General features: G+C 61.1%; 20 protein-coding genes and 2 pseudogenes. 15 read left to right on the forward strand and 7 right to left on the reverse strand.

What is annotated here, in order from left to right:
• Positions 1-58 precede the first annotated feature (58 nt).
• Positions 59-1,069, forward strand: a complete 1,011-nt coding sequence (locus FHT75_RS18750; RefSeq protein ID WP_312865382.1) for a GlxA family transcriptional regulator — start codon at positions 59-61, stop codon at positions 1,067-1,069.
• On the opposite strand, the gene FHT75_RS18755 is transcribed toward FHT75_RS18750, so the two are convergent.
• Positions 1,056-1,919: a LysR substrate-binding domain-containing protein gene (locus tag FHT75_RS18755; protein WP_183845127.1), complete on the reverse strand. Its 864-nt coding sequence runs from the start codon at positions 1,917-1,919 to the stop codon at positions 1,056-1,058. The two genes, FHT75_RS18750 and FHT75_RS18755, sit on opposite strands and share 14 nt — an antisense overlap.
• Before the next feature lie 113 nt (positions 1,920-2,032).
• Between FHT75_RS18755 and FHT75_RS18760 the strand changes: the two genes are divergently transcribed.
• Positions 2,033-2,938 (forward strand): DMT family transporter, encoded by a 906-nt coding sequence (locus FHT75_RS18760; protein ID WP_047612141.1) that lies wholly within the window; start codon positions 2,033-2,035, stop codon positions 2,936-2,938.
• Between the two features lie 572 nt (positions 2,939-3,510).
• A complete protein-coding gene (gene fdhA / locus FHT75_RS18765; protein WP_183845128.1) occupies positions 3,511-4,701 on the forward strand; it encodes a formaldehyde dehydrogenase, glutathione-independent in 1,191 nt (396 codons plus the stop codon).
• An 89-nt stretch (positions 4,702-4,790) separates the two neighbouring features.
• On the opposite strand, the gene FHT75_RS18770 is transcribed toward fdhA, so the two are convergent.
• Positions 4,791-5,591, reverse strand: a complete 801-nt coding sequence (locus FHT75_RS18770) for a transporter substrate-binding domain-containing protein (protein ID WP_047612136.1) — start codon at positions 5,589-5,591, stop codon at positions 4,791-4,793.
• 103 nt (positions 5,592-5,694) lie between these two features.
• Here FHT75_RS18770 and FHT75_RS18775 point away from each other — a divergent pair, with 103 nt between their 5' ends.
• Together FHT75_RS18775 and FHT75_RS18780 are read left to right on the forward strand one after the other, a co-directional pair.
• A complete protein-coding gene (locus tag FHT75_RS18775) occupies positions 5,695-8,058 on the forward strand; it encodes a putative bifunctional diguanylate cyclase/phosphodiesterase (RefSeq protein ID WP_028757429.1) in 2,364 nt (787 codons plus the stop codon).
• Between the two features lie 74 nt (positions 8,059-8,132).
• Complete coding sequence (locus tag FHT75_RS18780) at positions 8,133-8,717, forward strand: cysteine hydrolase family protein (RefSeq protein ID WP_028757428.1); 585 nt, start codon at positions 8,133-8,135, stop codon at positions 8,715-8,717.
• A 68-nt stretch (positions 8,718-8,785) separates the two neighbouring features.
• Here the strand turns inward: FHT75_RS18780 and FHT75_RS18785 are convergent.
• From FHT75_RS18785 to FHT75_RS18805, 5 genes and pseudogenes are all read right to left on the reverse strand, one after another.
• A pseudogene (locus FHT75_RS18785) lies at positions 8,786-9,638 on the reverse strand (transporter substrate-binding domain-containing protein).
• A gap of 36 nt (positions 9,639-9,674) precedes the next feature.
• Positions 9,675-10,457, reverse strand: a complete 783-nt coding sequence (locus FHT75_RS18790; RefSeq protein ID WP_047612131.1) for an ABC transporter ATP-binding protein — start codon at positions 10,455-10,457, stop codon at positions 9,675-9,677.
• On the reverse strand, positions 10,454-11,194 hold the full coding sequence (locus tag FHT75_RS18795) for an ABC transporter permease (protein WP_047614607.1): 741 nt from the start codon (positions 11,192-11,194) through the stop codon (positions 10,454-10,456). Before FHT75_RS18795 ends, FHT75_RS18790 begins: the two co-directional genes overlap by 4 nt.
• A complete protein-coding gene (locus FHT75_RS18800) occupies positions 11,194-11,913 on the reverse strand; it encodes an ABC transporter permease (RefSeq protein WP_047612126.1) in 720 nt (239 codons plus the stop codon). Before FHT75_RS18800 ends, FHT75_RS18795 begins: the two co-directional genes overlap by 1 nt.
• A complete protein-coding gene (locus tag FHT75_RS18805; protein ID WP_063476235.1) occupies positions 11,910-13,334 on the reverse strand; it encodes a M20 family metallopeptidase in 1,425 nt (474 codons plus the stop codon). Before FHT75_RS18805 ends, FHT75_RS18800 begins: the two co-directional genes overlap by 4 nt.
• A 177-nt stretch (positions 13,335-13,511) precedes the next feature.
• Here FHT75_RS18805 and FHT75_RS18810 point away from each other — a divergent pair, with 177 nt between their 5' ends.
• The 10 genes and pseudogenes from FHT75_RS18810 to htpG all read left to right on the forward strand — a co-directional run bounded on the left by FHT75_RS18810 (position 13,512) and on the right by htpG (position 25,437).
• On the forward strand, positions 13,512-14,147 hold the full coding sequence (locus tag FHT75_RS18810; RefSeq protein ID WP_183845129.1) for a GntR family transcriptional regulator: 636 nt from the start codon (positions 13,512-13,514) through the stop codon (positions 14,145-14,147).
• A gap of 289 nt (positions 14,148-14,436) precedes the next feature.
• Positions 14,437-15,152 (forward strand): annotated as a pseudogene (gene cysC / locus FHT75_RS18815) (adenylyl-sulfate kinase); the annotation flags it as partial.
• Entirely contained in the window at positions 15,149-15,886 is a 738-nt protein-coding gene (locus FHT75_RS18820) for a sulfotransferase (protein WP_047612118.1), read from the forward strand. The pseudogene cysC and the gene FHT75_RS18820, both read left to right, overlap by 4 nt.
• Positions 15,887-16,190: 304 nt before the next feature.
• Positions 16,191-17,201 (forward strand): LacI family DNA-binding transcriptional regulator, encoded by a 1,011-nt coding sequence (locus tag FHT75_RS18825; protein WP_047612116.1) that lies wholly within the window; start codon positions 16,191-16,193, stop codon positions 17,199-17,201.
• A gap of 46 nt (positions 17,202-17,247) precedes the next feature.
• The gene (locus tag FHT75_RS18830) at positions 17,248-18,540 is read left to right on the forward strand and encodes an ABC transporter substrate-binding protein (RefSeq protein WP_047613379.1); all 1,293 of its coding nucleotides are present in this window, start codon (positions 17,248-17,250) and stop codon (positions 18,538-18,540) included.
• Positions 18,541-18,611: 71 nt separating this feature from the next.
• Positions 18,612-19,544: a carbohydrate ABC transporter permease gene (locus FHT75_RS18835; RefSeq protein WP_183845130.1), complete on the forward strand. Its 933-nt coding sequence runs from the start codon at positions 18,612-18,614 to the stop codon at positions 19,542-19,544.
• Positions 19,537-20,430 (forward strand): carbohydrate ABC transporter permease, encoded by an 894-nt coding sequence (locus FHT75_RS18840; RefSeq protein ID WP_028757242.1) that lies wholly within the window; start codon positions 19,537-19,539, stop codon positions 20,428-20,430. Before FHT75_RS18835 ends, FHT75_RS18840 begins: the two co-directional genes overlap by 8 nt.
• A gap of 2 nt (positions 20,431-20,432) precedes the next feature.
• Positions 20,433-22,133 (forward strand): beta-fructofuranosidase, encoded by a 1,701-nt coding sequence (locus FHT75_RS18845; RefSeq protein WP_047614604.1) that lies wholly within the window; start codon positions 20,433-20,435, stop codon positions 22,131-22,133.
• Between the two features lie 13 nt (positions 22,134-22,146).
• Complete coding sequence (locus FHT75_RS18850) at positions 22,147-23,193, forward strand: ABC transporter ATP-binding protein (RefSeq protein ID WP_047614602.1); 1,047 nt, start codon at positions 22,147-22,149, stop codon at positions 23,191-23,193.
• Between the two features lie 351 nt (positions 23,194-23,544).
• Positions 23,545-25,437, forward strand: coding sequence for a molecular chaperone HtpG (gene htpG, locus FHT75_RS18855; RefSeq protein WP_183845131.1), 1,893 nt, complete (start codon positions 23,545-23,547; stop codon positions 25,435-25,437).
• Positions 25,438-25,518: the final 81 nt, after the last annotated feature.

Below are 25,518 nucleotides of genomic sequence, written 5' to 3' on the forward strand. Positions count from 1 at the left end.
CTTGTCAGCATTACGCGACAGGATGGATGGCGATGCGTTGCACTTTCGGAAGTAATCGATACATTATCGGAACTCGACGGAGGCGACCTTGCTGCAGCGATCGACGGAACGGCTCGATATTGATCTTCTCGTCCTGCCGGACGCGAATTTGATCCTGATCGCCTCGGTCATCGAGCCGCTGCGCGGCGCCAACCGCATTTCCGGCAGCGAGCTCTATCGCTGGCGGCTGCTGACGCCGGATGGAGCACCGGTCCCGACCACCAGCGATATTGCCGTGCCCGCCCAAGGCGCTTTCAAGGCGACGACCGAGGATACGCCGCTTTTCGTGCTTGCCAGCTACAACTGGCGCCGAAGTGCTACGCCGGCGCTGAAGATGCAGCTCTCCCAGGCTGCCCGCTACCGTACGGTGATTGCCGGCATCGAATCCGGCACATGGCTGCTGGCGGAAGCAAGCCTGCTCGACGGACTGCCGGCGACCGTTCATTGGGAGGACTACGAGGATTTTGCGCTGGCCTATCCGCAAGTGCGAGCGGTCAAGGATCGCTTCGTCATCGACGGCAAGCGGCTGACGACCTCAGGTTCGCTTCCAACCGTCGACCTGATGCTGGAGGTGATCCGGCAGCGGCAGGGTTATTCGCTGGCGCTCGAAGTCAGCCGGCTGTTCCGCTACGAGCAACCGTCCTTCCATGCCGATGAGCCGCTTTCGGCAGCCTCGGCGGGATTGCGCATGCACGATCCCCGCGTGGCGCAGGCAGTAAAGCTCATGGAGGAGTATATCGAGCAGCCTCTGATTCTCACGCGGCTCGCCCGCAGGGTGGGCATCAGCGCCCGGCATCTGCAGGATCTCTTCCAGCAGAACATCGGCGCGCCGCCGCATGTGCATTATCTCGCGCTGCGTCTGAACGCGGCGCGCCGCAAGGTGATCGAGACGACCGCCTCCTTCGCCGACATCGCGGCGGCGACCGGCTTCAACTCGGCCTCGGCATTTGCGAGAAGCTACCGCGCGAGTTTTTCAGAAAGCCCGTCCGAGACCCGGCGCCGTCTGCGCCGCCGCATTATCCCGACGTAGGCTGGAAGGCGTCTCGTAACATATCCGCGAGTTCGCGAACTGCCTCACTGGATCGGTAGGGATTGCGCCGGAGCACGACTTTCGAGGAATCGACCGGCGAAAAACCGTCTTCGGCAGTCAACTCGCGGCAGCCGGGCGGAATGTTGCTGCGACACAGCGTGGTGACGGCAAGGCCCGCGGTCACGGCATTCTTCAGCCCTGAGCCGGTATCGGCGATGAAGGCGATCCGGTAATGGCGGCCGATCTGCTCCAGCGACCGGAGCGCATAATCGCGCGACCAGGTGGAGTTACGATAGGTCGCAATCGGCAGGGGATCGATATCGTGCAGCCGGTGAACCATGGATGTGACCCAGACGGTCGGGTCGATACAGAGGACCTCGCCTTTCGTCTGGTCGCTCCAGTCGAAGACCACGGCCAGATCGAGTTCGTCCCGCTCGAGGGCGGCGAGGTTGCGGACGGTATAGTCACAGGACACCGTGACCTCGACGGCCGGATGGCGTACGGCGAAAGCCGCAAGGGCCGCCGGCAGCACCGTCTGGCTGTATTCCTCGGGAATTCCGATGCGCACCGGCCCATCCAGCGGTTTGCTGCGGATCGTCGCGGCGGCCTCGCTTAGGAGGTCGATGATCCGGCGGGCATAGGGCACGAGTTGTATGCCCTGGCGTGTAAGCAGCACACCGCGGGCGCCGCGCTCGAACAGAGCTTCGCCGATCGTCTGCTCGAGCCTCTTGATCTGGGTGCTGACAGCCGACTGCGTCCGCCCGATGCGCTGGGCAGCCGCGGAGAAATTCGAGGTCTCGGCGACGACAAGAAAGGTCCTCAGCAGGTCGCTCTCAATCGGCTCGTGCATGGGAATAGCCATAGAAAAAATCGATGATAGCTATCTCTACTATTCGTTTGTCTAATGTCAATTCTTGAGGCAGAAAAGAGCCGCGTTCGACTTCCTTCTTTGAGAATATCCGCGTGACCATTGAAAATCCGGCCAGACACCTCGCAGGCAGCGAGCACGAGAAGGGTGTGCTTCTCATCATTGCCGCGACGCTTGCCTGGAGCGCGAGCGGCGTCTATTCGCGGCTGCTCACCACTGACGTATGGACGGCGATCGCCTGGCGGTCGTTGTTCGGCGGCCTGTTCCTGCTGATCCCCTGCCTTTTCCTCGAGGGGGGTATTTCACGGCAGCAATGGCGTTCCGTCTTCCATCCGTCCGGACTTGCGATGATCGCATGCCAGACCTTCAGTCAGGGATGCTTCATCGGGTCGCTTTACATGACCACCGTCGCCAATGTGACGATGATCTATGCGACCGCGCCCTTCATCGCGGCTCTGCTCGGCTGGCTCATCCTCAAGGAGAGGGTCGCCAGGCGGACGCTGATTGCCGGCGGCGTCTCGCTGCTCGGCGTCGCGGTCATCGTCGCCTCGTCGATCGGGGGCGGGACGGGGTGGGGCGATCTGCTGGCGCTCGGCATGACGGCGTCCTTCGCGCTCGTCATCATCATTCCGCGTATCAGTCCGGAGGTGCCGAGCCTGCCGCCAACCGTGGTCAGCGCTTTCCTGACCCTCGTTCTCTTCGCGCCGTTCGGTTCGGTCGGCTCGCTCGACCTGCACAACTGGATCGTCCTTGCCGCTTTCGGCGCGACCAATTTTTCCCTGGCGCTGGTGCTCTTTCTTGCCGGGGCAAAGCGGATGCCGCCGGCAGAAGCGGCGCTGATCGGCACGATGGAAATCGTGCTCACGCCCTTCTGGGTCTGGCTGCTGTTTTCCGAAGAGCCGCCCGTCGCCACCTTTTTCGGCGGTGCGATCATCCTCGGCGCCGTGCTCTGGCATACGGCCATCGACGTCAACCGCAGTCGGCGGCCACATCGCGCCTAAGTCTCCCATATCAAATCTTCCCCGACGATCCGGAAAACCGCCGTATTCGCGGGATCAATTATTTCCGCTACGCAGCGAGCCATTGCGACCTTGCCGACTGTCGTCTTTGAGTTGCGCCCATGTCGTTTTCTTGATCGCTGTTTTCCGTCAGTCGTGGTTTGCTTGTGGTGTTCAAAGCGCTATCTCGCAAACTGGCGAAATGGACCTTGGGACACCGGCCTGACGCCGGCGCTGTTCCGCAGCGGTAGAAGTACTGAAATCCTCAAGGAAATCGCCGGATAGAGATCCGGAGAGATATCGAGACGGATCGAAAGGAGATTCTGGAGCCGGAAACCAGCTCTTGGCACAGCAAATCGACGGATTGCGGCGGGCGATCGCGAGCAGAACGACAGGCAAAACCCGGGCGTTCACTTCTCTTCTCCATCCAATCTGTTTTTGCAAAATCCGAATATCGCCCGATGCGGCGGTATCCTGTGTTGTAGACCGGGCTGCAGAGGAGGCAGGCCGGAGGGAAGGTTGCCATCGGCTGCATCGGTTGCAGATCGAGGCATTCAAACAAGTGGGAGGAATCCATGAGCAAGAATAGAGGCGTCGTCTATCTCCGGCCGGGCAAGGTCGAAGTTCGCGACATCGACGACCCGAAGCTGGAAGCGCCCGACGGCCGCCGCATCGAGCACGGCGTGATCCTGAAGGTGATCTCGACCAATATCTGCGGCTCCGACCAGCACATGGTCCGCGGCCGCACGACGGCGATGCCGGGCCTGGTCCTCGGTCATGAAATCACCGGCGAAATCATCGAGAAAGGCATCGACGTCGAGATGCTCGACGTCGGCGATATCGTCTCGGTGCCGTTCAATGTCGCCTGCGGCCGTTGCCGCTGCTGCAAGTCTCAAGACACCGGTGTCTGCCTGACGGTGAACCCGGCTCGCGCCGGCGGTGCTTACGGTTATGTCGACATGGGCGGCTGGATCGGCGGGCAGGCACGCTACGTCACCATTCCCTACGCGGATTTCAACCTGCTGAAAATCCCCGATCGGGACAGGGCGATGGCGAAGATCCGCGATCTCACCATGCTCTCCGACATTCTGCCCACCGGCTTCCATGGCGCTGTGCGGGCAGGCGTCGGTGTCGGCTCGACCGTCTATGTCGCAGGCGCCGGCCCTGTCGGCCTTGCGGCTGCAGCTTCGGCTCGCATTCTCGGCGCTGCTGTCGTGATGATCGGCGATTTCAACAAGGATCGTCTGGCGCATGCGGCCAAGGTCGGTTTCGAGCCGATCGACCTGTCGAAGAGCGACCGTCTTGGCGACATGATCGCGCAGGTCGTCGGCACCAACGAGGTGGACAGCGCCATTGATGCGGTCGGCTTCGAGGCCCGCGGCCACTCGGGCGGCGAACAGCCGGCGATCGTGCTCAACCAGATGATGGAGATTACCCGCGCCGCAGGTTCGATCGGTATTCCCGGCCTCTACGTCACTGAAGACCCGGGCGCCGTCGACAATGCCGCCAAACACGGCAATCTGTCGCTGCGTTTCGGTCTCGGATGGGCCAAGGCGCAGTCGTTCCACACCGGCCAGACCCCGGTGCTCAAATACAATCGCCAGCTCATGCAGGCGATCCTCCATGACCGGCTGCCGATTGCCGATATCGTCAACGCCAAGGTCATCCCGCTCGACGATGCCGCCAGTGGATATGAGAGCTTCGACCAGGGCGCGGCGACGAAATATGTCCTCGATCCGCACGGCGAGGTCGCGAAAGCCGCCTAGCAATGGCGACCGAGGAACTTTACCTGACAGGGATGGCCGGCGGAAAACCGGCCATTCCGCATTTGTCACATGACAATTTGATTGACGAACTACTGAATGCTGAACGGAAAATATTTTGCGTTGATCATGTCGTAGGTCCCGTCCGCCTTGATGCTCTTCAACGCTTCGTTCAGGCGCGCAAGGCGCTCCTTGTCATCGAGGCGCAGCGCGATCCCGGCACCTTCGCCAAAATAGGTGATATCGACCAGATCCGGCCCCTTGAACTCGCAGCAGCTTCCCGCCTTCGTGTTGGCAATCCAGTCGTAGATGGCGAGTTTATCCTCGAGAATAATGTCCACGCTCCCATCCGCCAGGCCTTTGTATAATTCCGGCGAAGACCGAAACACCGTCTTTTTCATGTCCGGATAAAGATGGTTGGCATAGGATTCCTGCGCCGTCGACGACGTCACGCCAAGAATTTTGTCGCTGAGAGCGGCGGGGCTGACATCGCTGATTGCGGAATCCTTCCGGGCAATAAATACCGACGGACTGTTGTAGTATTTTTCAGTGAAGGCAACCTTTTGACGCCGCTCAAGGCTCATCGACATGGATGAGATGATCGAGTCGTATTTCCCGGCAACGAGATTGGGAATGATGTCGTCCCACTTCTCGATGATGAATTCGCATTCGAACTTGCCGACCTCGCAGAGGGCATTGGCTATATCGATGTCGAAGCCTTGCAGCTTGTTATTCGCATCGAGATAGTTGAAGGGCGGAAATGCACCTTCGACGGCAATTCTCATCGGCATGCGATCTTGCGCAGCCACCTCGAGCGGCGAGATCGCCAGAAAGACACCCACCGCGCCCGTCATCAGCGCGCCGCGCACGATAGTCTGAATGGATATGCGCATCGTCGGGAGCTCCTTGGGGCGTATCGATCTCGCCCATAGTGCGCCGCAGCTTTTAATTCTACGTGAACGCTTCTTTGTTAGCCTCGGCCAATGCGCCCGTGTCGTGGTGTTCAGGGGTCCAGGCTTGCACATCGTTCTTCCTTCCAGCTCCAACACGTTTCAGCAGTCCTGGATTGCTTCGGGGAGAATTCTGTTTCTGATTGCCGTCAGCGGGCTTGGAGCGATCGGACTGGTCGTGCTGTCGGCACTGTGGGCGGGAACCGAGAGCGATGCTGCCGCCCTTGATCGACAGCGCCACCTTGTCAATGCCCGCTTGCGCGAACAGGTCGATCAAGTCGCGCATGTCATCGGCCAGTTCGGCAACGGCTATCTCACCCGTGTTTATCCCGCCGCCCGTTCGGCCGGAGGTTCCTCCAGCCTCGACGCGGTTCTGACGGCGGCGGCCGGGAGTGCGATCAGCCAGACCGCAATGTCCGCCTTCGGCTACGATCAGGCCTTCGTCGTCGACGAGAAGGCGCAGTTGCTCATGCTGGCGGACGCCCAAACGGAAAAGCGTTATCGCTGGATGAAGCCTCTGTTTTTGCCGCTGCTTCAGGATGCCCGCCTTGGGTTGAGACAAGGCACGGTTTCCAACGAGAGAACACCGTCCTCAATGGAAAGCCGCCTTGCAAGCACTGGCAGCTCCAACCCAGCGCTCGCCAATCTGATGCGGCTGGAAGGTCGGCCGACGATCGTCGGCGTGGTCGCCATCAACGAACCCGATGAGGGGCAACGGCAGACGATGCGGCAATTCCTGATCGTCGTGCGGTTTATCGACGGTGCGGCGCTGGACGAATTGAGCCGGCAACAGGGCCTCAACGGCGCGCGCTTCGCGCGCACGGCCGACGCAGACGAAAACGAAGTTGCCTTCCAGATCGACGCCACGGCAAACGGCGAGCCGATCGGCTTCATCGTGTGGCGGCCCGATCTTCCGGGTTCGAGGGTGATCGGCCGGTTGATGCCGGCGCTTTCGATTGCCGCCCTGGTGATCGCGATCCTGTTCTCGGTCCTGCTGGTGCGCCTGCGAAGCAGTCTCGGCGAGTTGAAGAAAAGCGAGCTGCACGCAAGGCAGCTCGCCTTGCATGATGTGCTGACCAACCTTCCCAATCGCGCCTTGTTCGCGATGCGGTTTGAGGAGTGCCTGGCCGAGACGCAGAATTCGACCGAGCGCTCGGCGGTCGCACTTCTCGACCTCGACCGCTTCAAGGCCGTGAACGACACGTTCGGCCATGCCGCCGGCGATGAACTCATCAGGATGGCTGCGGAACGGATTCGCGCCCTGCTTCGTCCGGGCGACACGCTTGCCCGGCTCGGAGGGGACGAGTTCGCCCTGCTTCTGCGTGATATCAAGGATGATGATCAGGTTTTGCCGGCAATATGCGACGCGATCGTTGCCGAACTCGGCAAGCCCTTCCCGCTTTTGCGGGGCGAGGCCGTCGCACGGGTCGGCGGCTCGATCGGCGTGACCGTCGTACCGGACGCCGGGCGGAATGCCGATGACATCATGCGCTACGCCGACGTCGCGCTATACGAGGCAAAGATGGGCGGGAGAGGCCAGTGGCGCATCTATTCCCCATCCATGGACGGCGGCAGGAATGCGCGCGACATTCTCAAGAACGAATTGCGGGACGTTCTGGCCAAAAGTGCGGCCTCCTCCGCGGACGGTTCACCATCCGAACCGCTTGCGAACAGGCCGGACTACGGATCGCTCGAGGTCTACTACCAGACGGTACATCGTGCAGAGCCGGGATATACGGCGTCTGGCGCGGAGGCTCTGGTGCGCTGGCGTCACAGTCAGCGCGGATTGTTGACGCCTGCGAGCTTCATCCCTGTCGCCGAGGAAGGCGGCCTCATCGACGCCCTCGGTTTCTGGGTATTGCGCGAAGCCTGCAGGGCTGCCCGCAAATGGCCGGAAGGCACATTTGTTGCGGTCAACGTGTCTCCCGCCCAGTTGAGAAGGCCGAATTTTGCCGAGGAAGTCTTCGCCGTGCTGCAGGAGAGCGGCCTGCCGCCGTCCCGGCTCGAGTTGGAGCTCACCGAGTCCTCGCTCATCGAGGATAATTCGGATGTCTATACCGTGCTGAGGTCGCTGCGCAGCCGAGGTGTTCAGATTTCGCTGGATGATTTCGGAACCGGCTTTTCCTGCCTCAGCCATCTGGTGCGTTTCGATATCGACCGTATCAAGATCGATCGATCCTTCGTCTCGCAACTCGGCACAAAAGCCAACGGAGCGGCCATCATCGGCGCCATCGTCGCGCTCAGCCGCAACCTCGGGATCTCGACGACGGCGGAAGGCGTCGAAACCGAATATCAACGCGACTTTCTAGCCGCCCTCGGCTGCACCGATCTCCAAGGCTATTTCTTCTCCAAACCGGTTCCTGTTGGCGACCTCGATTGTTTTCGCAAAGCCGAGAGCGCCGTCGCCTGAGAGGCTTTTGATCTTCCGCCAGGAACTTTCGCCGCGCACGGCGGTTGACGCCCGAAGACCGGATGGAGGATCTGATGGGCGAGGTCGGGGAGTGGCGGCACCTTTGCGTCGACATGCAGCGGATGTTTGCCGAGGACACGCCGTGGCACGTTCCCTGGATGGTGCGGATCTCTCCGCAGATCGAAGAACTGGCCGGGCGGCATCCGTCCCGAACGATCTTCACCCGCTTCCTGCCACCCGAGCGCGCCGACGACATGCCGGGGAAATGGCGGGATTATTACCGCAAATGGTGGATGATGACGGGCGAACATCTTCCCCGCGGCTTCATCGATCTGGCCTCGTCGCTGGCAGCACTGGTTCCGCCGGCAAGGCACTTCGACAAACGCACCTATTCCCCCTGGATCGACGGCCGCCTGCATCCGATCCTTCAATCGGAGCAAGTCGACACGCTTGTCATAACAGGCGGTGAAACCGATGTCTGCGTGCTGGCCACGACGCTCGGTGCGATCGATCTCGCCTATCGTGTCATCGTGCTGAAGGACGCCGTCTGCAGCGGCGCCGACGATACGCATGACGCGTCACTGGAACTCCTGCACGATCGGTTTTCCGTGCAGCTCGAACTCATGGAGACCGAAGAATTTTTGGGGGTCGTTACATAGGGCGCTTGGGCGCCCACGGTTGCCCGGCGAGGCTGTTCGCCGGGCTTGAGGTTTGAAGGATCAGCCGTTCACTTCGGTGTCACGTCGAAGCCGAACCACTTTTCCGACAGCGTCTTGATCGTGCCGTCGGCCTTTGCCGCGCCAATCGCGTCGTTGAACATCGCCTTCAGCTTGGTGTCGTCCTTGCGCAGGCCGACGGAGCTGCCGCGGCCGAGGAAACCACCCTGGAAGCGCGGACCGGCCGTCGTCATGTCTTCATTGCCCGGCTTCTGCGAAGCGGTGGTGAGATAGGCCATGGATGCCATCACCAGATCGACGCGGCCGGCCTTGAGGTCGAGGTCGTGCTCCTCGGTCGTCTTGTATTCGCGCACCTCAAGCACACCCTTGAGATATTTATCGACGAAGGCGGCGCCGGTGGAGGCGGTCTGCACGCCGATCGTCTTGCCCTGCAGCATCGGCTTGATCTTGTCGATCTCGGCGATCGCCCCGGCTTCGTTGCTGCCAAGCGAAAAGACCTCGCCCTTTTCCGGCAGGTTGACAAGGTCGCTTTCCCTGGAGGTTGCGAAGGCCTGGCCGGTGGAGCCGTAGGAATCGCTGAAGGCGATCACTTCCTCGCGCTTGGCCGTTGCCGACATGCCGGAGATGATGGCATCGAACTTGCCGGAGCGCCGGGATCATACCGTCGAAGTTCTGCACGACGATCTTGCACTCGACCTTCATATGGTCGCAAAGATATTTCGTCAGCTCGATCTCGTAACCGTCGAGCGTGCCGTCCGGCTTGGTGAAGTTGTAGGGCTTGAAGGCGCCTTCGGTGGCGATCGTCACCGTCTTCCAGGTCTTGTCTTCCGCATGCGCCGTGCCTGACAGGGCCAGTACCGCGGTAGCCGACAGGGCGGTCAGAACCCGTGAAATGAATGTCATGTTTTGCTCCCCTTTTCTTCGTTTGAGCTGATGGAATTATTGGCTGATGAACTGCCGGAAACGATCCGACTGCGAATGGGCGAAGACATCCTGCGGCCTGCCGTCTTCCTCGACGACGCCTTTGTGCAGAAAGACGACGCGGCTGGAGACATCGCGGGCAAAGCCCATTTCATGGGTGACGACCAGCATGGTGCGGCCTTCTTCTGCCAGCGCGCGCATGACCCGCAGCACTTCGCCGACGAGCTCCGGATCCAGCGCCGAGGTCGGTTCGTCGAACAGCATCACCTTCGGCCGCATCGCCAGGGCGCGGGCGATTGCAGCGCGCTGTTGCTGGCCGCCGGAAAGATGCGAGGGATAGAAATTGCGCTTCTCGGCAATGCCCACCTTGGCAAGCAGGGCTTCCGCCTCTTCGATGCATTCGCTCCGGGAGCGGCCGAGCACATGAACCGGCGCCTCGACGACATTTTCGAGCACGGTCTTGTGGGACCAGAGATTGAAGCTCTGGAAGACCATGCCGAGCTGCGAACGGATGCGGTCCACCTGTCTGCGGTCGGCCGGCCGACTGCCGCCTCTCGCGTCGGGAAGCATGCGGATCGTTTCGCCGGCGACGGTGACTTCCCCGGAATTCGGTGTCTCCAGCAGGTTGATGCAGCGCAGGAAAGTGGATTTTCCCGAACCCGAGGAGCCGAGGATCGACACCACATCGCCTTCACGAGCGTCGAGCGAGATGCCCTTGAGGACTTCGACCGGGCCGAAGCTCTTGTGCAGATCCTTGACGCTGAGCGCGATCGGGGAAGGGGAAGCATTCGCCGCTATCATCGGGCGTTTCCTTCAAGTGGAGATACGGATGTCGCAACCGGATGGTATGGAGCGGGCTGGCGCAAATGCGGGCTCAGCCAATATTCGGCGAGATGGACGAGACGCGTCAGCAGGAAATTGATCGTGAGATAGATGGCGCCAGCGACGATGAACACTTCGATCGCCCGATAGCTTTCCGAAATGATCCTGGCGGCAACGCCGGTGACTTCCATCAGCGTGATGATCGAGGCGAGCGAGGTGGCCTTTACCATGGCGATCATTTCGTTGCTGTAGCCTGGCAGTGCCTGGCGGATGGCAAGTGGCAGGACGATGCGCCGGAACTGCATCAATTGCGGCATGCCGCAGGCGCGCGCGGCTTCGATCTGGCCGAAGGGCACCGACAAAAGCCCGCCGCGGATGATCTCGCCGGCATAGGCGGCGGTATTCAGGGTGAGCGCCAGGACCGCGCACCAGTAGGGCTCGCGCAGGAATGGCCAGAGGAAACTGTGGCGCACCTCCGGAAACTGGCCAAGCCCGTAATAGATCAGGAAGATCTGGACGAGCAGCGGCGTTCCGCGGAACACGAAGACATAGGCACGGGCGAACCATTCGAGCACGATGATGCCGGAAAGCCGGCAGAGGGCGAGGCTAAGCGCCAGAACGGCGCCGAGCGTAATCGAGGTGGCGGCAAGTTCCAGCGTCAGCGGAATGGCGGAGATGAGGCTTACGAAGGTTTCGAACAGGAATTGCCAGTCCATCAGCCCCTCCTGACGCCGCGCGAGAGGTGCCTTTCGGCGCGCCTGAGAAAGAGGCCGGAACCGGTGGAGATCATCAGATAGATCGCTCCGGCAATGACGTAGAAGTCGAAGGGAAGGCCCGTCGAGCCGGCCGCCACCTGCGTCTGCCGCAGCAGCTCGGCAACGCCGGTGATCGAGACGAGGGCGGATTCCTTCAGCACCACCTGCCAGACATTGCCCATCCCCGGCAGTGCGTGGCGAAGCGTCAACGGCGCAATGATGCGACGAAAGCGCAGCAACCGGCCCATGCCGCAGGCAATCGCCGCCTCGATCTCACCCGCATGCACGGCCTTGAAGGCGCCGCGAAAGATTTCGGTGAACTGCGCGCCCGAGGTGACGCCGACGGCGAGCGACCCGGCAAGAAAACCCGGAAAACCGAGAAAACCCTCGGCGCCCAACAGCCGGCCGACAGCCGTGACGACGGCGCTGCCGCCGAAATAGAAGAGGTAGATGACCAGGAGATCGGGGATGCCGCGCAGTACCGTCGTATAGGCATCGGCGGCGATCCGAAGGCTGCGACCGCCCGAAATTTTCGCCCAGGCGCCGAATGAGCCGATCACGGCGCCGATCGTATAGCCGGCCAGAGCAATCAGTATCGTCATCCACGCGCCGGCAAGCAGCGCCTTGCCCCAACCATCGGAGCCGAAGCTGATGAGCTCGAGGATGCCGGGCTGGCTCATGGCGCCTGCCTTTCCGGCAGCGGCGGTTGGACATCGTCCGGGATCGGATTGACGAAGGGCATGCCGTCGAGGCGCTCCTTGAGATCGGCCTTGGCGGCCTCGATGAGGCCGGGATTGCAAATCAGCTCTATGGCCGTGCTTGCCATGACCTTGGCCGCATGTTCGGTGCCCTTGTGCGCCGCCGGAAGTTTGCCCTGGGCAACCAGCTGCCAGGAGTGGCCGGAGGTGCCGATGGCATAGGTCGCGCCACGCATCTGCACGGTCGGCACGACCCAGCTGACGCTGCCGACATCGGTCGAGCCGACGATCGTGCTGTCACCGGCGTAGAGCGGGAAGATCTCTTCGCAGAGCGGTTGATCCTTCTTCCGCTTCAGGCCGAAGCGCGCATAGGAAGAGGCGATGTCTTCAGCGCTCATCGTCGTCTGAAACTGGCGGGCGGTGGCGCGGTCGGCGTCGTCGAAAACAGGGGGGCCGAGGCGCTGAAGGTTGGCAAACATCAGTTCTTCGAGCGGTGCGTTGCCGACCAGATTTGCATCGCCGCTGATGACTTCGCTGCGCACCGACGTCTCGGTCATCAGCGCAGCGCCTTCGGCGACCTTCTTCACGCGGGCAACGAGCGACAGCAATTCCGGCAGGTTGCGCGCACGGATGAGATACCGGACGGTGGCGCGCGCCTGCACGACATTCGGCGCCGAACCGCCGGTGTCGGTGACGGCATAGTGGATGCGGGCGGTCGACGGCATATGCTCGCGCATATAGTTCACGCCGACATTCATCAGTTCGACGGCATCGAGCGCGCTGCGGCCAAGATGAGGTGTCGCCGAAGCATGCGAGGCGCGCCCGGTGAAATGGAAATTGAGCTCGTTGCAGGCGAGCGAAACCGGATTGTTGACGCCGGCAAAGGCCGCCGGATGCCAGGAAATGGCAATGTCGACATCGTCGAAAACGCCTGATCGAACCATGAAGCCCTTCGAGGAGCCGCCTTCTTCCGCCGGGCAACCGTAATAACGAATGCGGCCCTTCAGGCCGTTTGCTGCCAGAAAATCCTTGACCGCGGCTGCCGCCAGCATCGAGCCGGCGCCGAGCATATTGTGTCCGCAGCCATGGCCATTGCCATTCGCCGTGACTTCGCGCTTTTCCGCGACACCCGCCTCCTGGCTCAAGCCCGGCAGGGCATCGAATTCCCCGAGGATGGCGATAACAGGACCGCCTTCGCCGGCTTCACCCATGACGGCGGTCGGCAGGCCGGCAATACCGCGCTCGACGCGAAAACCTTCGGCTTCGAGCTGGCGCGCATGCTCCGCGACGGAGCGGTACTCCTCGTAATTCGTCTCCGGCATGTCCCAGATCCGATCGCTCAGCGCAAAGAAGGTCTCGCGCTTAGCCTCGACGATATCCCAGACGGCTTCGGTGTTTTTCATGGCTTTCAAAACGACTTCGATTCGCATAGTATCCAAAATTGGCGCCAATTTAGGATACAAAATTTTTCTGCGCAATCCGTATGCATGAATAAATTTTGGACATTTTTCTAAGACGTTCGAACGCCTACAAAAATTCGATCGGGCGTGTTAACGGTGATGCGAAACAGGGGATTTGGAATGGCAGACGTCGTGATGGACCAGCAGCAGGCGGCTTCCGACACGCGCGATGTGACGGACCTTGTCCTTCAGGACATTCTGGCCGGCGTGCTGTTGCCGGGAACCTGGCTGAAGCAGATCGATCTGGAGCGGCGCTACAATTGCACCCGCCCGGAAGTGCGCCGCGCGCTCGATCGCCTCGCACAGAAGCGGCTGGTCGAACATGTGCCGAACCGTGGCTACCATGTCTACGAGCCGGATGGCCGCCGCGCCCGCGAGGTCAGCGAGATCCGCATCATCCTCGAAACGGCCATTGCCGGAACGATCGTGCAGAATGCCTCGCCCGAGGACATCGACACGCTCAGGACGCTTGCCGAGCATTTCGACCAGATGGTGCTGAACGGCACGATGTTGGAGCTCTACGAGGCAAACCTCGCCTTCCACCGCCAGCTGCTTGTCCTCGGCGGCAATCTGGAACTGGTCGACCTGATCACCGAAATCCGCCAGCGCACCTCGTCTGCCCCGGTATCCCAATGGCGCACCCGCGCCCGTATCGAGCAATCCGGCCGCCAACATCACATGATGATCGACGCCATCGCCGCTGGCGAAACCGAGCGGTTGCAGGAACTCGTCCGGCAGCATATCCTTCAGAATTGAAAGGGCTTTTCTGACTGCTGCAGAGAACGGTTTACCGGGGTCGAAAATCGACGCCGTGGTACACAATGGGCCGCTTCCCTCACGCCCGCGCTACCAAAGATCGCTATTGCAATTGGGTAGCTTCTTATTTACAGTACCTAAAGGTTCTGTAATGCGTTCACACCTCCCTTATCCATCATAGAGGAGCGCCCGTGATCACAAGCACGTCAACATCCGCCGCCACGTCATATCTTTGGTCGTCCATCTCATTTCGTCTTGAACACCGGATCGAGGGCGGAAGCTGCAGCGTGAACGCCATCATGGCAAACGTAACGCCTGCAATTTCATTCTGATCGACCGATGGCCAATCTGACTGTCGGCGCCGCTATGATCGATCTTTCCCTGTGCCGAACGGAAAATATTCGTTGGCAGGCGCTTGAGGTTAGCCGCAAGTCGCGTGCGGCCCTGCTGAATCAGCGACCAGCCGTCGTTTGGCTTACCGGGCTTTCAGGATCCGGCAAGTCGACCATTGCCAATAGTGTCGAGAAACTGCTCCACGGCAAAGGGCGCTCGACTTATGTGCTGGATGGCGACAATATTCGCCACGGTCTCAACCGCGACCTTGGCTTCACCAATGAGGACCGCATCGAAAACATCCGCCGCGTTGCGGAAGTGGCCAAGCTGATGGCCGATGCAGGCCTCATTGTGCTCGTCTCCTTCATCTCGCCGTTCCGTGCAGAACGGCAGCTTGCCCGCGAGATGATGGAAAAAGGCGAGTTCTTCGAAGTGTTCATCGACACACCAATAGAGGAATGCGCCAAGCGCGATCCGAAGGGACTCTATAAGCGCGCGATCGCCGGCGAGATCAGACACTTCACCGGAATCAGCTCCCCCTATGAGCCACCAGAGAATCCGGAGCTCTGTCTTCGCACGGTGGGTTCCGATCCCGATCAGCTTGCCATCCAGATCGAGACATTGCTCGACGCCCACCCTCAGCGGAGCGATTGCACAGGAGATGTTTTTTGAACAATTTATTAGCAAGGCATATTGCTGAAGCTCGAAGCGCCCTTGCATCCAGACGGAGTTTCAACAAGGTATTCGGGATAGGCGGTCACAAGACCGGGACGACGACTCTGGCCGACGTTTTTACGCTCTGCGGCCTGAAAGTCGGAAATCAGGTTGAGGGCGAGTTGACAAGCTACTCGGCTCGCCGGGGAGATTACAGTAAGCTCATTGCTTATGTGCAAAATGCCGATGCTTTTCAGGACAGTCCGTTTGCCGAAAGCGAAGTTTTCATCGCCCTCGACGCGCTCTTCCCCAACTCGCGTTTCATCCTGACGGTCCGAGATCCGGAAGACTGGTTTCGCTCCCAAATGCGTTTTACGGCCAAGCGCTTTGGCCTCGCCGACGGCAGCCAGATAACCAAGGAACATATCCAGCAAGACCAATATATTTTTAGGGGGTACTGTGCGGAAGCCCATGCCTACGCCTTCCTGATGCGTACGCCTGACTACAAGTTTCATTCACTTTTCGACATCGGCGAGGATGCGATAGAATGGGAGAAACTCTTCGATAAAGACGAGTATATCCGGGCCTATCTGACCAGAAACGAGTTGATCAGACGGTTTTTTCGCGGCCGGCCACATCAACTGCTTGAAATTGACATGACCACGGCCGAGACGATCGAAAATATCGCCGAGTTCCTGGGGCTTCCGGAAAGCCTGTCCAAGCTGCCGATGCCACATGCAAACAAGACGTGACATTCCCGAGATATGAATGCTGTATGGCAGAGAGGAAGCGGCGGTCACGTTTTGATCTGCGTTGTGGGGCAAATGCCAGGCAAATGACCGACAAAGCCCCGCCTCGCCGACCGCTATTCGTTCCTTTGTCGTTCACGGCGTCGCCAACTGCGCCACTGCAAGCAGCGTGTCGGCGCTGGTTGTCGAGGAGATCGGTAAGGATTGATGTCGACAGATAGGTGTTCGGAACGCCGAGCGTGCGCATTAAAGCCGCTTGACAAAAGGTGTCCGCCGCCACTATTGGGTAATCGATCACCCAAGGAGGATGGTGAGGATCGTGGCAGTATCGCTTTCTGACATCGCGGAACGTGCGGGCGTCTCGGTGAAGACGGTTTCCGGCGCATTGCACGGCGGCTCCGCCCGCATGTCGGACGATACGCGCCAGAAGGTCAAGGCCATCGCGGAAGAACTCGGCTACGTGACCAACTTTGCGGCGCGCGGCGTGCGTCAGGGCTGGCTGCCGCTGGTCGGCGTCGTCTCCGACGGCCTCATCACTTCGCCCTTCGCCACCGAGATCGTGCGCGGCCTCGACGGAGCGGCCCGCGGCGCCGGCATGGCGGTCTTTGCAGTCAACCACAGCAGCGGCCAGTCTATCGGCTCGGTGCTCGACGAGGTGCAGCAGTTTCGGCCGCGCGCCATTGCTTATGCCGCCATGTACCACAAGGAGGTGGCGCTGTCGGACAGGTTGGCGGGCACGGTCGGCGTCATGATCAACTGCCGCGAGGCGGCCGGCCGCGTCACCGCGCTGGTGCCGGACGAAGAGGGCGGCGCGCGGGAGATCGTGCGTTATCTCCTCGCCGCCGGCCGACGGCGCATCGCCTTCATCAACCTGCCGGGCATTCTCGCCGGCACGCTGCGCGAGATGGGGTTTCGCGCGGCGCTTGAGGAGGGGGGCATCGACCCCGTCGGCGTGTTGCCGGCAGTGCGCCGCAGCGTCTACAGCGACCGCGCGCCCAGCCTTGTTGCCTCTCATGTGGAGGCGCTTCTGAAATCCGGTCAACGGCCTGATGCCATCCTGTGCGGCAATGACCGCGTGGCGATGGAAGTCTATGCGGCGCTTGCCCGCGCCGGCCTTCGCATTCCGGATGATATCGCGGTGGCAAGCTTCGACAACCAGGTCGAGCTTGCCTCGCGGCTGGACCCGCCATTGACGACGATGGCCCTGCCGCACCGCGCAATGGGCCGCCTTGCCATGGAGATCCTCCTGGCCGAGCAGCCCGAACCGCCGCATCTGCGGAAACTGCCGTTCCATCTGGTCGAACGGGCATCCGTCTGAACATCGAATACTGTCTAACAGGAGGAGAATATCAATGAAGACTTCGATGGGTAATCGTTTACTTTCCGCGCTCTTCGCGTCCGCCGCGCTGGTCGCAACCGCCGGTTTTGCCGAGGCGAAGACCGTCATCCACGTTATGCACCAGGGCGATCCCGGCTGGGTGAAGGCCTATGGCGACGTTGCCGCCCGCTTCGAGGCCGCCAATCCCGATGTCGACATCGAGATGATCTACGCGCCGCATGATGCCTATAACGAAAAGTTCAGCGCCGCCGTCATGGCCAAGCAGCTGCCCGATATCATGGAGCTCGATGCTCCGTTCCTCGCCAACTATGTCTGGTCCGGCTATCTGCAGCCCGTCAAGCCGCTCATTGACAAGGATCTGCTCGATGACATGACGGATTCGAATATCGCCCAGGGCACCTATCCGATCGACAAGGACCTCTATGCGCTCGGCCTCACCGACTCCTCGGTCGTGCTCTACGGCAACAAGAAATATCTAGAAGCCATTGGCGCCCGCATTCCGAAATCGGTCGACGATGCCTGGACCCGCGAGGAGTTCGAAGGCTATCTCGAAAAGCTGTCCAAGCTCGACGGCGTGAAGTGGCCGATCGACACCTTCCGGGGTTACGGCATCAAGACCGAGTGGATCACCTATGCCTACGGCCCCCTGCTCGAAAGCGCCGGCTGCGACCTGATCGACCGCAAGACCTGGAAGGCCAGCGGCACGCTCGATGGCGAGGCCTGCGTCAAGGCGCTGACGATGATGCAGGATTGGGTGAAGAAGGGCTGGGTGGTACCGACGTCGTCGGGCACCAACCAGTTCTACGCCGAGGGACAGCCGGCCGCACTCGCCATGGGCGGCCACTGGTTCTACGCCGAGGCATCGGCAGCGATGAAGGACAATATCGTCGTCATGCCGCTGCCGAAGATCGGCGACAAGGGCGTGAGCCCGAACGGAACCTGGATCTGGGGCATTTCCGCAACCTCGGAAAACCCTGAGATCGCCGGCAAGTTCCTGAGCTTCCTGCTGAAGGACAAGGAGTACCGGGAGTACGCCAAAACCCAGTCTGCCTATCCGGGCCTGAAGAGCTTCGCCGCCGCATCCCCGCTCTATGCGGAAGGCGGTCCGCTCGCCATCGCCTTTGAGCAGGCTTCCAAGACCGCGATCGCCCGTCCGCCGCACCCGGCCTATCCGACGATCACCTCGGCCTTCATGCAGGCCGTCGACAAGATATTCAACGGTGGTGACGCGCAGGAAGCGCTGACGGCCGCTGCCAAGAAGATCGACGAGGACATCGAGGACAACGCCGGCTACCCGCCCTTCGACGAGCAGCAGTAAGAGGTTTTGACGGGGCCGGTTCTCGGGCCGGCCCTACACCATCTCCGGACGATACCGATGAGGAGGAAACAGTGACTTTGCAACAGACCTCCACGCCCGCTTTGCGGCGTCCGGCAAGACGCCGCGACAAGCAGCGGCTCTGGCAGGAAATGGCGATGATCGCGCCTGCCGTTCTGCTTCTGACGATATTCCTGATCACGCCGTTCCTTTTGTCCTTCTGGACGGCGATGACCAACCAGCCGCTCGTGCCGCGCCCGACGCCGGTGCGCTTCGTCGGCCTCCTGAATTTCGAGCGCGTCTTCACCGATCCGTTGTTCTGGACCGCGCTGTGGAACGTTACGCGCTTCACCATCTGGGTGCTGCCGGTGCAGTGCGGCCTCGCCTTCCTGACCGCGCTGCTCTTGCATCAGAAGCTGCCGATGCAGAACCTGCTGCGCGGCCTGTTCTTCCTGCCGGCGATCACCTCCATGGTGGTGGTCTGCGTCATCTGGGGCACGCTGTTTCAGTATCCGAGCGGCCCGCTCAACCAGATCGTCGGGTTACTTTCCGGCGGCACGATCCAGCCGATCGACTGGCTCGGCGACCCCAACTGGGCGATGTTCTCCATCGTGTTGCTTTCGGCCTGGCAGGCCTATGGCTTTCAGATGATCATCTATCTCGCCGGCCTGCAGGGCATTCCCGAAGAACTATACGATGCCGCCCGCATCGACGGGGCAAGCGCGCTGCGCCGCTTCTGGCACGTCACCATGCCCGGCCTTCGCCCGACCCATGTCTTCGTGCTTGTTATCACCACCATCCAGGCCTTCAAGCTCTATACGCAGGTGGCGATCCTCACCCAGGGTGGCCCGAAGGAAAGCACCGAAACCGTTGTCCACTACATGGTGCGCGCCGGCTTCGAGGAGCAGAAACTCGGCTACGCATCGGCCGTTTCCGTCATCCTCTTCGTCATCGTTCTTCTGATCGCGCTCCTGCAACGCAAACTCCTGAGGCGCTTCGATGTCTGATATCGCTTTGAGCCAGCCAGCCCCGCTGGCAATCGCAACGGGCAGCGGCAAGAGAAGCCTGCGCATCGTGCAGAGCCTCTGCATCCTGGTCATCGCGCTGGTGATGATCTCGCCGCTGTTCATGTTGCTGATCGCCAGCCTGAAGGACGACCGCTTCCGCATCCTCGCCGACATGGGCAGTTTCCGCGCCTTCTGGGTCAGCGACCCGACGCTGTCGAACTACAAGGAGATCGCCCATTTCTCCGGCGAGCTGGCCTATGGCCGATATCTCTTCAATTCGCTGGTGATCCTCGTCGCCACAGTCGTCTCGGGTCTGGTCATCAATTCCATGGCGGGCTTCGTTCTGGCCTGGGGCTCGCTGCGCGGCAAGGCGGTCCTCTTGGCGCTGGTCGTCGCGCTCTATGTCATCCCGCAGGAAAGCATCATCATGCCGCTCGTCGTCATGATGTCGCGGGCGGGGCTGACGGATACCTTCGCGGTGCAGATCCTGCCCTGGGTGGCAAGCCCGCTCTATGTCTTCCTCTTCTACCAGTTCTTCGCGCAGCTGCCGAAGGAACTCTATGAAGCGGCGGAAATGGATGGCGCATCGGCCTTCCGCATCTACCGGTCGATCTACATGCCGCTCAGCCTGCCGGCGCTCGCCACGGTCTCGATCCTCATGGGTATCGAAAGCTGGAACCAGTATCTCTGGCCGACGCTGGTCACCCAGACCGACTATGCTCGGCCGATTGCCGTCGCCATCGCCACCTTCTTCGGACAGGACAGCATCTACTGGGACCGCGCCATGGCCGCCTCGGTGCTGATGATGATCCCGGTCCTCATTCTCTATCTGGCTTTCCAGCGCTGGTTCGTCAGTTCATTCGTCGGCTCCGCCGTGAAAGGTTGATTATGTCTCTGCAGGCCAAGTCCGAAACGTCAGCACCTGAAACCATCGAAGCGGCGCTCCCCGAAGGCACGGTGCTGCATCTTTGGCTGAAGGCGCGCCATGCCGGCGGTGAGGCGAAGCTCTTCGTCGCCGTTGATGGCAACGACATCGGCGAGCCCTCGACCCGCCGCACGGGGGAATTTGAATTCTTCGCTGTGACGCTCGCGAAAGGCGGTTGGGCCACGCTGTCCTATGATGCGGCAACCACAGCGCTCTCCGTCGCTTATGCCTTCCGGCCGGAAACCGTGATGAAGGAGGGCATCAGCGTCCTCCACAGCGATGCCCGCACCGCCGCTCCCGACGTGCCCGACAGCTACCACTTCCGCCCGCCCTTTGGCTGGATGAACGATCCGAACGGTTTTGGACGGTTCGGCGGAAACGGTCACCTCTTCTACCAGCATTATCCTCATGAGCCGCGCTGGAACACCATGCACTGGGGCCATGCCGTCTCGAAGGATTTCGTCCGCTGGACGCATCTGCCCATCTTCCTCTTCCCGGCGGCGCATCTATCGGAAAAGGACGATGGCCGTGGCGGCGCCTTCTCCGGCTCAGCGATCCCCGGCACCGGCCCGGAAGGCGAGGAAATCCGCGTCTTCTACACCGAGCATGTGCGTGACCGGCAACCGGAAGAGCAAATCCAGCTTTCCGCCGTCAGCCGCGACGGCATCGTCGCCGGCCCGCCGGAAACCATATTGCCGCTGCGTCCGGAAGGCTTGAACCTCACCACCGATTTCCGCGACCCCTATGTCTTCCAAGGCCCGGACGGCCGCTGGAAGATGCTGCTCGGCAGCCGCGACAGGCAGGGCGGCGTCGTCCTGCTCTACGAAACCGCAGACGCGCAAGGTGCCGATGGCTGGACCTTCCTCGGCATCATCCATCGCGAGGACGGTTTCGGCATGACGGCGGCGGAATGCCCCTGCATGGTGCCGCTTTCCTGGAAAAACGGACAAACCCGCTGGGCGCTGATCTTCGGTCTGCTCACCAGCCGCGACCCGGCCACCGGCCGCCGCAACCTCACCTCCGTCACCGTCGGCGGTTTCGATGGCCGCACCTTCACCGCGGAGTTCGAACAGGAGTTGGATTTCGGTTCGGATGCCTATGCCTTCCAGGCCTTCGTTGATGGCGACGAGCCGGTCGGCATCGCCTGGCTCGCCAACTGGACGGATTTTTCCAAGAAGGACGATTTCCCGACGGCCATGACCCTGCCGCGCCGCGTGCTTCTCGATGGCGACACCGTGCTGACCCCGCCGGTCGCAGCCGTCGAAAGCCTGCGCCATCAGTTGCTGGACGACACCGCGCTTGCCGCCGGCAAGACCGTGCCGTTCGGCACCGGCGCCGTCGAGATCACACTTGATCTCACCGAGCCGGGCGCCGCCTTCGATCTCACCTTCGATCATCCGGATGTCGATCTAGGCGTGAAACTCGATGCCGATGGTCTGGCGATTGTCTTCGACGCCCGCACCGATAAGACGCCGCCACGTTACATCGCCACCGGCGCCAAACCGTCGAGCCTGCGCGTCTTCCTCGATGCCGGCTCGATCGAGGTCTTCGCTGACAACGGCCGCTGGACGGGGTCCAAACGCATTCCGGGCTTTGCCGCCGCACGTTCGGCAACGCTCACCGGCGCCGTTGCCAAGGCCGGCGTCTGGCAATTGAAACTGTGAGGGAGGACAGACAATGGCATCGGTAGCAATCGACCGGGTTCTGAAGCAATACGGCGCAGCCTCGGTAATCCACGGGGTTTCCGCGGATATCGAGGACGGTGAGTTCGTCACGCTCGTCGGACCGTCCGGCTGCGGCAAGTCCACGCTTCTGCGCATGCTGGCGGGGCTGGAGGATATCAGCGGCGGTGAAATCCGTATCGATGGCCGCGTCGTCAACGACGTCGCGCCGAAGGAGCGCGATATCGCCATGGTGTTCCAGTCCTACGCGCTCTATCCGCACATGACGGTGCGCGAAAATATGGGCTTTGCCCTCAAGCTGCAGGGACGCGACAAGGCGACCATTAACAAGCTGGTGAGCGAAGCCGCCGGCATTCTCGCACTTGAACCCCTGCTGGAGCGCCTGCCGAAACAGCTTTCCGGCGGCCAGCGCCAGCGCGTCGCCATGGGCCGCGCCATCGTACGCCATCCGAAAGTGTTCCTGTTTGACGAGCCGCTGTCCAACCTCGACGCCAAGCTGCGGGTGACCATGCGCAGCGAGATCAAGGAGCTGCATCAGCGCCTTGGCACGACCATCGTTTACGTCACCCACGACCAGATCGAGGCGATGACCATGGCCGACAAGATCGTCGTCATGCGTGCCGGCCGGATCGAGCAGATCGGCAAGCCGCTCGATCTCTACGACCGCCCGGATAACACCTTCGTCGCCGCCTTCATCGGTTCGCCGTCGATGAACCTCTTCGAGGGTGGCGTCAGCGACGGCGGCTTCCGTATCGAAGGCGGCGTTTCCCTACCGCTTCCGCCGCAATTGAGCCAAAGCGCGGCGTGCACCTACGGCATCCGCCCGGAAGACCTCGACATTGCTGAGACAGGCATTCCGGCCACCGTGCTGACTGTCGAGCCGACTGGTGCGGAGACCCATCTTTCGGTGCGTGTCGGCACGCAGACGGCAACCATCGTGCTGCACCGGCGGGTCGATTTAAAGCCCGACCAGCAAATCCACCTCACGCCCAAATCCGAGAAAATCCACCTCTTCTCCGCCGAAGGCAATCGGATAGACTGATCCTCCGGCGCCTCCCGCTGAGCCGCGTCCGTCATTTGACGGGCGCGGTTCGGTTCCGGTACCATCCAGCCTTGCGTCTTGGTTTTGGGTGTTTGGCCCTTCAGTTGATCGAATGGACCAATTGCGCGGCGATCTGCTGCCACAGTTCGAATCTCTTCAAGAGCGACGATGTCGGGTTCAAGGTAGAGCGCTCGCGGGTCTCGCGCGCCATTGCGAAACGGCGCGAACTGGTAGGCTCACGGTGCAGGATAGGCCATCGCTGGCGACCGATAAGTTACCCGCCGCCACCGCTTGACAATTACCGGCACAAAAACCATCTGACGCCCGGTTTCTGCGAAATGGGGATTATCGATGACCACAGTACAAGAACGGCAGCCTGAGCAACATGCATTCGAAGCTGATGTCAGCCGGCTGCTGCACATGATGGTGCACTCGGTTTATTCGGACAAGGACGTCTTCCTCCGAGAGCTGATTTCCAACGCGGCGGACGCCTGCGAAAAGCTGCGTTACGAGTCGATTTCCCGGCCGCAGCTCTCGACAGATGGAGCTGAGCCGGAAATTCGGGTCACGCTCAATGATGAGGCTTCGACCCTTGTCGTCGAGGATAATGGCATCGGAATGAGCCGCGACGAGATGATCGACGCGCTCGGCACGATCGCGCGGTCTGGAACTCGCGCTTTCATGGAGCGGCTGGAGGCGGCCAAAGCGGGGGAGAAAGCCGAGTTGATCGGCCAGTTCGGCGTTGGTTTCTATTCTTCGTTCATGGTTGCCGACAAGGTCGATGTAATCTCCCGGCGCGCCGGGGAGGGGCAAGCCTGGAAATGGTCGTCCGATGGCAAGGGTAGCTATGAGATCGTGGCTGTTGACCTCAGCGAAGCGCCCGTCACGGGAACGCGTGTCGTGCTGCATCTGATGGACGACGCAAAAAAATATACCAGCAAATGGACGGTCGAAAAGATCATCCGCGACCAGTCCGGCCATGTGCCGGTTCCCATCCGCCTCGCGGAGAAGGAAGGTGCCGAGGCTTCTCAAGTCACCGATGGTGCGGCGCTCTGGACCAAGCCCAAGAGCGAGATATCAAAGCAGGATTACGACGATTTTTATCGCGGTGTATCCGGCCAGTACGACGAGCCGCTGACCAATATCCATTTCCGCGCCGAGGGCCGCCATGAATATACGGCGCTTGCCTTTATACCCGGCTCGCAGCCGTTCGATCTTTTCGATGCAGATCGTCACGGTCGCATGAAACTCTACGTGAAGCGCGTCTTCATCACCGATGAAGCAGAGTTGCTGCCACGCTATCTGCGGTTCGTGCGAGGTATCGTCGATACGTCGGATCTGCCGCTGAACATCTCGCGCGAGATGATCCAGGATAGCCCGATCCTTGCTGCCATCCGCAAAGGTGTCACCAGTCGCGTGCTAACGGCGCTGGAAAAGATGGCCGAGGGTGATGCCGAGACGTTCGGCAAATTCTGGGATCTATTTGGGGCAATCGTCAAGGAGGGGATTTACGACGATTTTGAACGCCGCTCCCAGCTGCTCAAGCTGTCTCGTTTCCGCAGCACCGCGTCGAGCGAGGCAACGCGCAGTCTGGCCGACTACCTGCGTGACATGAAAGAAGGGCAATCGGCGATCTACTACATCACGGGCCTTTCCCTTGATCAACTGAATGCGTCGCCACAGCTCGAAGGCTTCCGCGCCAAGGGGATCGAAGTCCTCCTGCTCACAGATTCCGTCGATAGCTTCTGGACAACAAATGCCCGGGACTTTGAAGGCAAGCCATTCAAATCGATCACGCAGGGCCTGTCCGATCTGGACGACATAGCCGGCAACGATGAGGGCGGCGACAGCAAGCATGAAGCCTCTCCGGAAGTTGCCGCGTTTATCGACTTTGCTCGAGGTTTCCTTGGGCAGGAAGTCGCCGATGTCCGCGTCTCTGGCCGATTGACCGAGAGTGCGGTTTGCCTTGTCGCCTCTGAACATGGCCCGGATCGACAACTCGAGAAAATACTCCAGGGGGCAGGCAGGCTACAGACCGCATCGAAACCGGTCCTCGAGGTCAATGCGCAGAGTAGTCTGGTGAAGGCCATCGCCGCGATGAAAGATCAGGCCTTTCGGGAAGATGCTGCCTGGCTTCTCCTCGATGAAGCGCGAATCTTGGACGGCGACAGGCCGACCAACCCGCGCGCGTTTGCTGAGAGACAAGCCAGGCTTTTCGCATTAGCGATGGCGCAGAACACATAGTCGCCTGATATTATCGGGCCTCGGGCGATCGCCTGAGGCCTCGTCATATGCTGGTGAGGTTAGAGATAAGGTAGTAGCCTA

Source organism: Rhizobium sp. BK112, assembly GCF_014193215.1.
Lineage (GTDB): Bacteria > Pseudomonadota > Alphaproteobacteria > Rhizobiales > Rhizobiaceae > Rhizobium > Rhizobium anhuiense.

Bases quoted from the DNA above. Each gene is read 5' to 3' on its own strand.
- FHT75_RS18755 (WP_183845127.1), bottom strand. From the start codon at position 1,919: ATGCACGAGCCGATTGAGAGCGACCTGCTGAGGACCTTTCTTGTCGTC.
- fdhA (WP_183845128.1), top strand. From the start codon at position 3,511: ATGAGCAAGAATAGAGGCGTCGTCTATCTCCGGCCGGGCAAGGTCGAA.
- FHT75_RS18770 (WP_047612136.1), bottom strand. From the start codon at position 5,591: ATGCGCATATCCATTCAGACTATCGTGCGCGGCGCGCTGATGACGGGC.
- FHT75_RS18780 (WP_028757428.1), top strand. From the start codon at position 8,133: ATGGGCGAGGTCGGGGAGTGGCGGCACCTTTGCGTCGACATGCAGCGG.
- FHT75_RS18790 (WP_047612131.1), bottom strand. From the start codon at position 10,457: ATGATAGCGGCGAATGCTTCCCCTTCCCCGATCGCGCTCAGCGTCAAG.
- FHT75_RS18795 (WP_047614607.1), bottom strand. From the start codon at position 11,194: ATGGACTGGCAATTCCTGTTCGAAACCTTCGTAAGCCTCATCTCCGCC.
- FHT75_RS18800 (WP_047612126.1), bottom strand. From the start codon at position 11,913: ATGAGCCAGCCCGGCATCCTCGAGCTCATCAGCTTCGGCTCCGATGGT.
- FHT75_RS18805 (WP_063476235.1), bottom strand. From the start codon at position 13,334: ATGAAAAACACCGAAGCCGTCTGGGATATCGTCGAGGCTAAGCGCGAG.
- FHT75_RS18810 (WP_183845129.1), top strand. From the start codon at position 13,512: ATGGCAGACGTCGTGATGGACCAGCAGCAGGCGGCTTCCGACACGCGC.
- FHT75_RS18825 (WP_047612116.1), top strand. From the start codon at position 16,191: ATGGTGAGGATCGTGGCAGTATCGCTTTCTGACATCGCGGAACGTGCG.
- FHT75_RS18830 (WP_047613379.1), top strand. From the start codon at position 17,248: ATGGGTAATCGTTTACTTTCCGCGCTCTTCGCGTCCGCCGCGCTGGTC.
- FHT75_RS18840 (WP_028757242.1), top strand. From the start codon at position 19,537: ATGTCTGATATCGCTTTGAGCCAGCCAGCCCCGCTGGCAATCGCAACG.
- FHT75_RS18845 (WP_047614604.1), top strand. From the start codon at position 20,433: ATGTCTCTGCAGGCCAAGTCCGAAACGTCAGCACCTGAAACCATCGAA.
- FHT75_RS18850 (WP_047614602.1), top strand. From the start codon at position 22,147: ATGGCATCGGTAGCAATCGACCGGGTTCTGAAGCAATACGGCGCAGCC.
- htpG (WP_183845131.1), top strand. From the start codon at position 23,545: ATGACCACAGTACAAGAACGGCAGCCTGAGCAACATGCATTCGAAGCT.